Origin of the sequence: Amphibacillus sp. Q70, from assembly GCF_052055485.1 — a bacterium.
Taxonomy (GTDB): domain Bacteria; phylum Bacillota; class Bacilli; order Bacillales; family Amphibacillaceae; genus Amphibacillus.
Genome location: NZ_CP197171.1, coordinates 964,627 through 976,819 on the forward strand (window position 1 = coordinate 964,627; position 12,193 = coordinate 976,819).

The 12,193-nt window shown below is 42.8% G+C and carries 8 protein-coding genes and 2 rRNA genes; all 10 read right to left on the reverse strand.

All coding sequences use genetic code 11. The annotated features are described in order from the left end of the window. Positions 1–331: 331 nt before the first annotated feature. Positions 332–3,247, reverse strand: a 23S ribosomal RNA gene (locus tag ACS127_RS04530). A gap of 205 nt (positions 3,248–3,452) precedes the next feature. Further along, positions 3,453–5,020, reverse strand: a 16S ribosomal RNA gene (locus ACS127_RS04535). Together the 16S and 23S rRNA genes form the textbook arrangement of a ribosomal RNA operon. Before the next feature lie 344 nt (positions 5,021–5,364). Further along, positions 5,365–6,849, reverse strand: a complete 1,485-nt coding sequence (gene lysS, locus ACS127_RS04540; RefSeq protein ID WP_440897235.1) for a lysine--tRNA ligase — start codon at positions 6,847–6,849, stop codon at positions 5,365–5,367. Positions 6,850–7,292: 443 nt separating this feature from the next. Further along, positions 7,293–7,544 carry a helix-turn-helix domain-containing protein gene (locus ACS127_RS04545; RefSeq protein ID WP_440897236.1) on the reverse strand — a complete coding sequence of 84 codons (252 nt, stop codon included), beginning with the start codon at positions 7,542–7,544 and terminating at the stop codon, positions 7,293–7,295. Next, on the reverse strand, positions 7,514–8,026 hold the full coding sequence (folK, locus tag ACS127_RS04550; protein WP_440897237.1) for a 2-amino-4-hydroxy-6-hydroxymethyldihydropteridine diphosphokinase: 513 nt from the start codon (positions 8,024–8,026) through the stop codon (positions 7,514–7,516). Before folK ends, ACS127_RS04545 begins: the two co-directional genes overlap by 31 nt. Then, positions 8,023–8,391, reverse strand: a complete 369-nt coding sequence (gene folB / locus ACS127_RS04555; protein ID WP_440897238.1) for a dihydroneopterin aldolase — start codon at positions 8,389–8,391, stop codon at positions 8,023–8,025. The genes folK and folB overlap by 4 nt, the downstream gene beginning before the upstream one ends. A 1-nt stretch (position 8,392) precedes the next feature. Next, on the reverse strand, positions 8,393–9,160 hold the full coding sequence (gene folP, locus ACS127_RS04560; protein ID WP_440898076.1) for a dihydropteroate synthase: 768 nt from the start codon (positions 9,158–9,160) through the stop codon (positions 8,393–8,395). A 252-nt stretch (positions 9,161–9,412) separates the two neighbouring features. Continuing rightward, positions 9,413–10,339: a cysteine synthase A gene (gene cysK / locus ACS127_RS04565; protein WP_440897239.1), complete on the reverse strand. Its 927-nt coding sequence runs from the start codon at positions 10,337–10,339 to the stop codon at positions 9,413–9,415. 64 nt (positions 10,340–10,403) lie between these two features. Then, positions 10,404–11,294 (reverse strand): peptidylprolyl isomerase, encoded by an 891-nt coding sequence (locus tag ACS127_RS04570; RefSeq protein WP_440897240.1) that lies wholly within the window; start codon positions 11,292–11,294, stop codon positions 10,404–10,406. Positions 11,295–11,318: 24 nt separating this feature from the next. Further along, positions 11,319–12,191: an Hsp33 family molecular chaperone HslO gene (gene hslO, locus ACS127_RS04575; protein WP_440897241.1), complete on the reverse strand. Its 873-nt coding sequence runs from the start codon at positions 12,189–12,191 to the stop codon at positions 11,319–11,321. Between the last annotated feature and the right edge of the window lie 2 nt (positions 12,192–12,193).

A 12,193-nucleotide genomic window follows, 5' to 3' on the forward strand; every position in this document is an offset into this window, starting at 1 on the left:
CTTTTTTTCGGAAAATATATATTAATATCTTTCTTACTAAGTTCTCATACCACTACCACTAATAAGAAGTATACCCTGAAAACTAGATAAGAAACGCATCGGACAAGTCAAATCATATAATCCAGCTTCACTGACCCAGCAACGATGTTGCTAAACGGTCGTTTCAGCTTTTTGGTATTATAATCTAGCTCTGTCATCCAACAACTGGGTGTCTTCGCCTATCGCCCTACGATAAGTCATCAACGATTCACTCTCGTTCATCGTGATTCCTTTATCTCAGTTGATCGGCTCCAGTCACTGCGTCGTTAAACGGATGACTCCGCTTTTTAATTTAGTTAAGTCCTCGATCGATTAGTATTCGTCAGCTTCACATGTCACCATGCTTCTACCTCGAACCTATCTACCTCATCGTCTCTGAGGGATCTTACTCTAATGATGGGAAGTCTCATCTTGAGGGAGGCTTCATGCTTAGATGCTTTCAGCACTTATCCTTTCCATACGTAGCTACCCAGCCATGCTCCTGGCGGAACAACTGGTACACCAGCGGTATGTCCATCCCGGTCCTCTCGTACTAAGGACAGCTCCTCTCAAACTTCCAAACGCCCACGACGGATAGGGACCGAACTGTCTCACGACGTTCTGAACCCAGCTCGCGTACCGCTTTAATGGGCGAACAGCCCAACCCTTGGGACCGGCTACAGCCCCAGGATGCGATGAGCCGACATCGAGGTGCCAAACCTCCCCGTCGATGTGGACTCTTGGGGGAGATAAGCCTGTTATCCCCGGGGTAGCTTTTATCCGTTGAGCGACGGCCCTTCCATACGGCACCGCCGGATCACTAAGCCCGACTTTCGTCCCTGCTCGACTTGTCGGTCTCGCAGTCAAGCTCCCTTCTGCCTTTACACTCGTTGAATGATTTCCAACCATTCTGAGGGAACCTTTGGGCGCCTCCGTTACTTTTTGGGAGGCGACCGCCCCAGTCAAACTGCCTGCCTGACACTGTCTCCGAACCGGATCACGGTCCTGGGTTAGAAGGTCAACACCCTCAGGGTGGTATCCCACCGGCGCCTCCACGTAAGCTAGCGCTCACGTTTCAACGGCTCCCACCTATCCTGTACAAAGGATGCCGACATTCCATATCAGGCTACAGTAAAGCTCCACGGGGTCTTTCCGTCCTGTCGCGGGTAATGCGCATTTTCACGCATAGTATAATTTCACCGGGTCTCTCGTTGAGACAGTGCCCAAGTCGTTGCACCTTTCGTGCGGGTCGGAACTTACCCGACAAGGAATTTCGCTACCTTAGGACCGTTATAGTTACGGCCGCCGTTCACTGGGGCTTCAGTTCAACGCTTCGCTGACGCTAACGCATCCCCTTAACCTTCCAGCACCGGGCAGGTGTCAGCCCCTATACTTCGCCTTTCGGCTTCGCAGAGACCTGTGTTTTTGCTAAACAGTCGCTTGGGCCTTTTCACTGCGGCTTCTCATGCAAGAAGCACCCCTTCTCCCGAAGTTACGGGGTCATTTTGCCGAGTTCCTTAACGAGAGTTCTCCCGCTCACCTTAGAATTCTCATCTCGCCTACCTGTGTCGGTTTGCGGTACAGGCACCTGTGTCCTGGCTAGAGGCTTTTCTTGGCAGTGTGAAATCGGGAACTTCAGTACTTGATTTCCTTCCCCATCACCACTGGTCATTAGGTCAGACGGATTTGCCTATCTGACTGACTCATGGCTTGGGCGCGCTCTTCCAATCGCGCGCTTTCCCTATCCTTCTGCGTCCCCCCCTTGCTCTTAACGGCCACGAGGTGGTACAGGACTATCCACCTGTTGTCCATCGCCTACGCCTGTCGGCCTCGGCTTAGGTCCTGACTAACCCTGAGTGGACGAGCCTTCCTCAGGAAACCTTAGGCTTTCGGTGAAGAAGATTCTCACTTCTTTTTCGCTACTCATACCGGCATTCTCACTTCTAAGCGCTCCACCAGTCCTCTCGGTCTGACTTCTCAGCCCTTACAACGCTCTCCTACCATTGTTCAACGAACAATCCGTAGCTTCGGTGATACGTTTAGCCCCGGTACATTTTCGGCGCAGCGTCACTCGACCAGTGAGCTATTACGCACTCTTTCAATGATGGCTGCTTCTAAGCCAACATCCTGGTTGTCTGGGCAACGCCACATCCTTTTCCACTTAACGTATACTTGGGGACCTTAGCTGACGGTCTGGGTTGTTTCCCTCTCGACTATGAACCTTATCACCCACAGTCTGACTCCCAAGGATATATCTCTGGCATTCGGAGTTTGACTGAATTCGGTAACCCGGTAAGGGCCCCTCGTTCAATCAGTGCTCTACCTCCAGAATACATGCCTTGAGGCTAGCCCTAAAGCTATTTCGGAGAGAACCAGCTATCTCCGTGTTCGATTGGCATTTCACCCCTACCCACACCTCATCCCCGCATTTTTCAACATACGTGGGTTCGGGCCTCCAGTCAGTGTTACCTGACCTTCACCCTGGACATGGGTAGATCACACGGTTTCGGGTCGACGACCCTTTACTCTAAACGCCCTATTCAGACTCGCTTTCGCTGCGGCTTCACCTTTTCCGGTTTAACCTTGCAAAGAATCGTCACTCGCCGGTCCATTCTACAAAAGGTACGCCGTCACCCATTAACGGGCTCCGACTACTTGTAGGCACACGGTTTCAGGTTCTCTTTCACTCCCCTCCCGGGGTGCTTTTCACCTTTCCCTCACGGTACTGGTTCACTATCGGTCACTAGGGAGTATTTAGCCTTGGGAGATGGTCCTCCCGGATTCCGACGGAATTTCTCGTGTTCCGCCGTACTCAGGATCCACATCGGAGAAAATCACTTTTCCACTACAGGGCTCTTACCTTGTCTCGCGGACCTTTCCAAGTCGCTTCGTGTAAATGATTTCTTTCTCACTCCATGTGATGTGTCCTACAACCCCAAGAAGCAAGCTTCTTGGTTTGGGCTCGTTCCGTTTCGCTCGCCGCTACTCAGGAAATCGCTTTTGCTTTCTCTTCCTCTGGGTACTGAGATGTTTCAGTTCCCCAGGTCTGCCGCATTTAACCTATGGATTCAGTTAAATGCTCTACTCCATAACGAGTAGAGGGTTCCCCCATTCGGATATTCCCGGATCTTTGCTTACGTACAGCTCCCCGAGACATTTCGGTGTTCGTCCCGTCCTTCTTCGGCTCCTAGTGCCAAGGCATCCACCGTGCGCCCTTTCTTACTTAACTAAGTTGCGTTTGCACGCTTTACAGTAAAAAAGACTTGTTCTTACTTGATTTGATGTCTTGTCATATTTCTTATCTAGTTTTCAAGGTACAATACTTGCTTGAGAGATTGATCTCTCAAAACTGAACCAAACAACACATGTGTTAAGTATCATCTAAACTCAAGTTAGATGTTCCTATTAATCAGTCTAGCTCTGATTTTCCTTAGAAAGGAGGTGATCCAGCCGCACCTTCCGATACGGCTACCTTGTTACGACTTCACCCCAATCATTGGCCCCACCTTCGGCGGCTGGCTCCCATAGGGTTACCTCACCGACTTCGGGTGTTGCTAACTCTCGTGGTGTGACGGGCGGTGTGTACAAGACCCGGGAACGTATTCACCGTGGCATGCTGATCCACGATTACTAGCGATTCCGGCTTCATGCAGGCGAGTTGCAGCCTGCAATCCGAACTGTGAAGGGTTTTCTGGGATTGGCTTCACCTCGCGGCTTCGCTGCCCTTTGTACCCTCCATTGTAGCACGTGTGTAGCCCAGGTCATAAGGGGCATGATGATTTGACGTCATCCCAACCTTCCTCCGGTTTGTCACCGGCAGTCATCTTAGAGTGCCCAACTGAATGCTGGCAACTAAGGTTAAGGGTTGCGCTCGTTGCGGGACTTAACCCAACATCTCACGACACGAGCTGACGACAACCATGCACCACCTGTCACTTATGTCCCCGAAGGGAAAGCTTTATCTCTAAAGCGGCCATAAGGATGTCAAGACCTGGTAAGGTTCTTCGCGTTGCTTCGAATTAAACCACATGCTCCACCGCTTGTGCGGGTCCCCGTCAATTCTTTTGAGTTTCAGCCTTGCGGCCGTACTCCCCAGGCGGAGTGCTTAATGCGTTAACGCCAGCACTAAGGGGCGGAAACCCCCTAACACCTAGCACTCATCGTTTACGGCGTGGACTACCAGGGTATCTAATCCTGTTCGCTCCCCACGCTTTCGCACCTCAGCGTCAGTTACAGACCAGAGAGTCGCCTTCGCCACTGGTGTTCCTCCACATCTCTACGCATTTCACCGCTACACGTGGAATTCCACTCTCCTCTTCTGTCCTCAAGTTCTCCAGTTTCCAATGACCGCTTACGGTTGAGCCGCAAGATTTCACATCAGACTTAAAAAACCGCCTGCGCGCGCTTTACGCCCAATAATTCCGGACAACGCTTGCCCCCTACGTATTACCGCGGCTGCTGGCACGTAGTTAGCCGGGGCTTTCTCGTTAGGTACCGTCAAGGTACGAGCAGTGACTCTCCTACTTGTTCTTCCCTAACAACAGAACTTTACGATCCGAAAACCTTCTTCGTTCACGCGGCGTTGCTCCGTCAGACTTTCGTCCATTGCGGAAGATTCCCTACTGCTGCCTCCCGTAGGAGTCTGGGCCGTGTCTCAGTCCCAGTGTGGCCGATCACCCTCTCAGGTCGGCTACGCATCGTTGCCTTGGTGAGCTGTTATCTCACCAACTAGCTAATGCGCCGCGGGCCCATCTATCAGTGACAGCTTTAAGCCGCCTTTTATCCTCTCATTAGGTAATCAGAGGTCTTATCCGGTATTAGCTCGCGTTTCCGCGAGTTATCCCCGTCTCATAGGTAGGTTGCCCACGTGTTACTCACCCGTCCGCCGCTCGTTCCACCCTTTATCACTCCGAAGAGATCGAAAGGGTTTCACGCGCTCGACTTGCATGTATTAGGCACGCCGCCAGCGTTCATCCTGAGCCAAGATCAAACTCTCAATAATATTGAATGAGTATCTCTTCTACTCTGCTTTGAAGCACTAGCTTCTTCTTACTTCTTTGCTTAACTTAATGGTTGTTTGGATTCAGTTTTCAAAGATCAATTAAGTGTCGTCTTTTTTGGCGACAGCTTTTATATTATATACAAGTAGTTGATGTAATGTCAATATTTTTTTCAAATTCCTCAAAAAAATTTCTCTTGTTAAATTGCTGTTCAATTTTGGCGACTTGAATAATATATCATGTTATTAACTACACGTCAACTTTTTTTACAACACATTTTTCATGAAATAAATACATTTAAACACTCAGTGGTAAAACCACTGAGTGTTTATGATTTGTTTACTTATTATTCTTTATTTTTCATTTGCGGAAATAATAGGACATCTCTTATTGAAGGGGCATTAGTTAATAACATGACTAATCGATCAATCCCAATTCCTAACCCGCCTGTTGGCGGCATACCATATTCCAGCGCTTCTAAGAAATCCTCATCCATTTCATGCGCTTCATCATTCCCTTGTTCTTTTTCTTTAACCTGAGCTTCAAAACGTTCTCTTTGATCAATAGGATCATTTAATTCTGAGAAGGCATTCGCATGTTCACGACGAACAATGAATAACTCGAATCGATCTGTAAAGCGCTCGTCTTCTTTATTCTTTTTAGCCAATGGGGAAATTTCCACAGGATGACCATAAACAAATGTTGGTTGAATAAGTTGCTCTTCTACACGCTGTTCAAAAAACTCATTAACAATATGGCCAAAAGTCATCGTTTCTTTAATTTCAATATTGTGCTCTTTAGCTAATGCTTTGGCCGCATCATCAGTCATTTGCTTCCAAAAATCAACACCTGTATATTCTTTTATAACATCAACCATATGCACTCGTTTCCAGTTTGGCTTCAAATCAATTGTATCTTCTCCATAGGTAATAGTTGTCGAGCCAGTCACCTCATCAGCAATATGAGCAATCATATTCTCAACTAAATTCATAATGTCATGGTAATCCGCGTAAGCTTGGTAAAGCTCTATCATTGTAAATTCAGGGTTATGCCTTGTTGATATCCCTTCATTTCTAAAGACTCGTCCAATTTCATAGACGCGTTCCATTCCACCAACAATCAGACGCTTCAAATGGAGCTCAATAGCGATTCTCATATATAACTCCATATCAAGTGTATTATGATGTGTAATAAAAGGACGAGCTGAGGCACCACCCGGGATACTGTGTAGCATTGGTGTTTCAACTTCTAAAAATCCAGCTTCATCCAAGTAACGGCGCATGGATTGGATAATTTTACTGCGCATAATAAAGGTTTCTTTACTATCATGATTTGTAATCAAATCCAAGTATCGTTGACGGTAACGCTGCTCAACATCTTTCAACCCATGGAATTTCTCTGGTAACGGACGTAATGATTTCGTTAAAATAGTAAATGAAGTGACTTTTATAGATAATTCGCCAACATTCGTCTTAAACATTAATCCCGACACCCCAACAATATCACCTAAGTCAGCGGTCTTAAATAATTCATAGGCAACTTCTCCAACAGTATCTTTACGAACATAAAGTTGAATTTGCCCACTAAAATCCTGGATATGCGAAAATCCCACTTTTCCTTTACCACGCTTTGTCATAATACGGCCAGCAACGGTTACATCTACTGCCTTTTCCTCTAGCTCTTCTTTGGAAAATTGATCATAATTTGCTACCAGATCGCTGGCAACATGCGTCCGAGAAAACTTATCACCAAAAGGGGCTAAACCTTTATCACGCATAGCATTCATTTTTTCATGGCGAATCCGCATATGCTCATTTAATTCTTCTGACATCTGTCATCCACTCCGATTCTTCATTATCTTTTAGAAAACTCGCATTCATTTGTCTTTTACTGAATACTTTGATTTCCCTTTACTTTGAATATAAAAATTCTATAATTTCCTAAAGTACAAATAAAATAAGTTATTTCATTAGTGTATCATAGCATCTTCCTGATTTCTAACACATCATTAGAAACATTTAAAGCTAGCTAACACTTAATTCCTAAACTAAGAATAACTAGATAATTACAGTTTGTTGAATAGCTAGACTCAACAATTATTCAAGTTAATCACATGTTTCAATCTCAATTAATGACTTGACGTACTTTACCATTTCCTTTAAGAGCTTTTTTCATACCTGCCAAAGTAGTATGCCCCCGCATTTTCATAGCGAAAAAACCCGGTTACTAACTTCTGTCATTGAAGTCAGAACAACATAATTAGGAATGGTTATATTATTGATTCGAAATACTTTGTTTATCTCCTCTTGAGTTCAACTTATCTATAGGTGGCTCTAACTCTACTAGCGATACACCTAATACCTCAACTGTCCGCTCTAAAAATTCATCAGAAGGCTTACGCATTCCTCGTTCAACCTCTCCAACAATCGATAAGGAAATACCGATCGCATCCGAAAATTCAATTTGTGTCAAGCCTTTTAGTTTTCGAAAAGCTTTTATTCTTCTGCCCCATCTCTCTTGATCCATTTTATAACGCCCCTTTTTTCTTGATTTGGTATCAGCGACAATTGTTCGCGCACCGTCTTATTAATCGTTGGTATAGTTAAATTTGGGTCAAGTTCTACTAATGGCACCAAAACAAACGCTCTTTCATGCATACGTGGATGTGGTATAATCAATTGATCCTTCATCGTATTCTCTTGATTATAAAGTAAAATATCAAGGTCAATTGTACGTGGCCCCCATCTTACTTCTCGTTTTCTACCCAACTCATTTTCAATCATTTGACAGATATTCAATAATTCCAGTGCAGTATAAGTCGTATCAAGCTCAATCACTTGATTTAAAAACCTTTCTTGGTCTTCATATCCTACCGGGTCTGTTTCGTAGATTGAAGATTGCTTCTTAATTGTAATCAAATCGTGACAAGCTAATGCATCAATAGCTTGTTTTAAATAACCTTCACGTGACGATATATTTGACCCTAATGCGATATATGCTCTACTCATAACTTTTGCCGCTCTCTATATATCTCAACTGCTACTGATTGGTAATTTCCTGCAATAGGCGGGTCTGGTTTAATAACTTTTACTTTACACGCATCTAAAAGCGGGTAATTGGCCAACAGTTCAGTAGCAATTTTCTCTGCAACTGCTTCAATTAAGGCATAACACTCACCTTCAACTATCGCTTTAGTCAACTCAAAAACGTTGCCATAATGAATTGAATAATCAAGCTTATCTGTTTCTCCAGCTTTTTTTAAATTCAATAACAGTTCTAAATCAACTAAGAAACGTTGCCCTAAGACATTCTCTTCTTTGATTGCACCATGATAACCATAAAAAGATAATCCATTTAAATATATTTTATCCATTTCAATTCACACCCTTTCCAATCAGTACATCAGTCATCTTTGCAATACGAGCATTCATAGCGACATCGTGAACACGAACAAAATCAACACCTTTAGTAATTCCAAAAGCTGTCGTCGCGCCCGTCCCTTCATCTCGCTCTTCAATCGGTAAATTGAGCACGTGACCAAGCACTCTTTTTCGAGAAACTCCCAACAAAATCGGATAACCCATTTTTTTAAATATAGCTAATTGGCGCATTGCCTCTAAGTTTTCCTCCATATTCTTTGCAAAACCAATACCTGGATCTAAAATGATTTGTTCATCTTTGACACCATTTTGCTTAGCAATCTCAATACTCTCAAGCAAATCGGCTTGCATATCTTTAATAAGATGATTGTATGTAGCCACTTTTCGGTTGTGCATTAAAATAATTGGTACTTGATAATCTGCAGCAACGCCAGCAATTTCAGGATCAAATTTCGCACCCCAAATATCATTTATTATATCGGCACCCGCTTCAATAGCAAATCGAGCCGTTTTAGCTTTAAATGTATCAATCGATATGGGAACAGAAACAGACGCTCTTACTTTTTCAATGATTGGCACTACCCGCTCAATCTCTTCTTCTGCTGTTATAGGGGTATGTCCAGGACGGGTTGATTCACCACCTATATCAATAATATCAGCACCATTTGCGACCATTTGCTTAGCTTGTGCAACGGCCTTATCAAGATCATTATATTGACCGCCATCCGAGAAAGAGTCCGGAGTTACATTTAAAATACCCATAATTATCGTTTTTTTTGTGAGGTCTATTTTCCCTTGCTTTGTCAAAATAACCTGGTTCAAGTGGATCACCCCTTATGTTTTTCTTTTATTCTAACACCATTTATCATTATTTGGCAGTCTATTTTGTCAAATTCAATCATTATTTAGCGATAAAACTTTATCTTTTTAAGAAATTAGTTCAGTTTTAGCTAATCACTTAATTTTCAAAAAAAAAAAGCAACTCTCACAAATTTAGAGAGCTGCCTTTGATCATTATTCTTCATCAAATTGATATAGGGGTGTTGATAAATAGCGTTCTCCATTACTTGGGATAACAGCTAATACTTTTTTTCCCTTTCCTAAAGTTTTAGCAACTTGTTGAGCGGCATATAAAGCAGCTCCGGAAGAAACGCCACCTAGTAAACCTTCGAGTCGAGCAGCTTTTCTAGCTGTATCATAAGCCTGATCATTCGTAACCGTAATAATATCATCATAAATCTTTGTATCAAGAACTTTTGGAATAAAGCCAGCACCAATACCTTGAATCTTATGTGGTCCAGGCTCCTTCCCTGATAACACGGCTGAATCCGTTGGTTCAACAGCATATAACTTTATCTCTTTATACTTCTCTTTCAGAACTTTACCAGCTCCTGTTATCGTACCACCTGTACCAATACCTGCAATGAAAGCATCTAATTGATCACCCATTTGTTCAACAATTTCTTGACCTGTTGTTTGTTCATGAACAATTGGATTCGCTTCATTTTGAAATTGTTGTGGCATAAAATAACCATTTGCTTCTTTTAATTCTCCAGCCTTTTTAATTGCTGCATTCATCCCGCCTGATCCCGGGGTTAAGACGAGCTCTGCACCATAGGCTCGGAGTAAATTTCTGCGTTCAAGACTCATTGTGTCTGGCATAACTAAGATGGAACGATAGCCTTTTATAGCAGCAACCATTGCGATCCCAATCCCCGTATTTCCACTTGTCGGCTCAATAATGGTATCGCCTTCTTTTAATTGACCATTTGCCTCAGCTGCTTCAATCATAGCTAAAGCAATTCGATCCTTTACTGAGCTCCCTGGGTTCATGTACTCTAACTTTGCATAAATCTCAGCATCATCTGCTCCTGATAAACGGTTTAACTTTACAATCGGTGTGTTTCCAATTAAATCAGCTATTGACTTTGCTACTTTCATTTAAACACCCTCCTAATTCCGAGTAAACTTATTAGTTTAATTATATGCTGATCATTTTTATTTGTCAATAAATCCAATCAATATCAAGCTCATCCCAAAAAGTTCTAACTGATGGTGTTTCACCCAACTCTTCGATGGCGATTTTGACCCGGATATAATCCTTTAATTGATCATAATCTAGCTCAATCTCAGGGAGTTCTCTATGTAAATAGAGAATGACATAACCTTGATCTCCAAGAAATGGCTCACTGTAGCTATGTTGCTCCATATCATTCGTTTGATCAAAATAATCAACCGGCAAAAAATTACTATCTCGTGTATAAAAACCTAAGTAACCTCCCGCTGCTCGAGAATCTTCATCTATTGTATATTCATAAGCTAAAGCTTGAAAATCAGCACCATCTTCCAATTCTTGATAAACACGATCTGCTGTCGCTTGATCATCTACTACAATATGTGAAAGCTCAACTCGGTGTGAAAAATGGTACTGTGACTGATATGTATCATAATAAGTTTGAATTTCACCTTCTGACACATCTACATCCCTGGTAAATAGCATATCTGTTAATAAATTATGTTCAATGGTTTCACGCCAACCCTGTTCAATCGTTTCTACTCGATCCTCTGGTAATTGCCCAGCTAAAGTGGCTAAAAATGCAACTTCCAAATCAATGACCTCTGGATTAACGGCTAAGTCATTTTGATCAGCCAATTCTGAGACCACTTGATGATTGATCATTTCTTTTAACCCTTCTTCACCGTAATTAGTCTCCAAATAGTACATCCAATCATTGTAATAAATTTCTTCCCCATTGATTGTTGCAACAGGCTTTTTTATATCAATTTCACCTGATTCCGGATACTGTTTATCCCTTCCACCATTCCTCATTAAAATAAAAGTTAACACGTTCGTAGTGATTAACACTAGAATAATAATAAGTATAATTTTGCGCATAACTATTGTAACCCCTCAAATTATTTAAGATTGTTTAAGCTCGATTAGCTCTTCCTTTGTGACAAAATACTGTTCATTACAAAAATGACACGTAGCTTCAGCACCACCATCAATCTCAATCATTTGATCAATTTCTTCAGGATCTAATCCACTAATAATATTCTTTATTCTTTCTAATGAACAGCTACAACGAAAAATAATTGGCAGCTTTTCCAGTTGATGAACTTGTTCTTTTCCAAATATTTCAGCAAGAATATCCTCTGGCTTTTTTCCAGCTTGAATGAGTGAAGAAATCGCAGGAATTGATTCAATTCTCTGTTCAAGATAATCAATTGTCTCCTCTGATGCGCCTGGCATCACTTGGACAATGAATCCGCCAGCAGCTAAAACGGATTGATCTGGATTAACCAGAACACCAGCTCCAACAGCTGAAGGAACTTGCTCAGAACGAACAAAATAATAAGTAAAGTCTTCACTAACTTCTCCCGAAATAATCGGAACTTGTCCAGTAAAATGTTCCTTTAGACCAAGATCTTTAACAACACTTAAGTGACCACTCTTCCCTACTGCACGAGCAACATCTAATTTCCCCTGTTGATTCAAATCAAAATCAACATGTGGTTTCGTAATATAAGCTCTCGCCTCTCCTTTTGCATTGGCATCTGCTATAATTGGACCTACTGGCCCATCACCTTCCAACTTTACAGTTAACTTATCTTCACCTTTTAGCATCGCCCCCATCATAGCTGAGATGGTTAACGTTCTACCTAGCGCAGCAGTTGCAGTTGCCCATGTATCTTGACGTCGCCTTGCCTCTTCCACTAATTCAGTTGATTGAATCGCATACGCCCGAATGGCTCCTTCGCATGCCGTTGCTTTAATTAAATAATCACTCAATA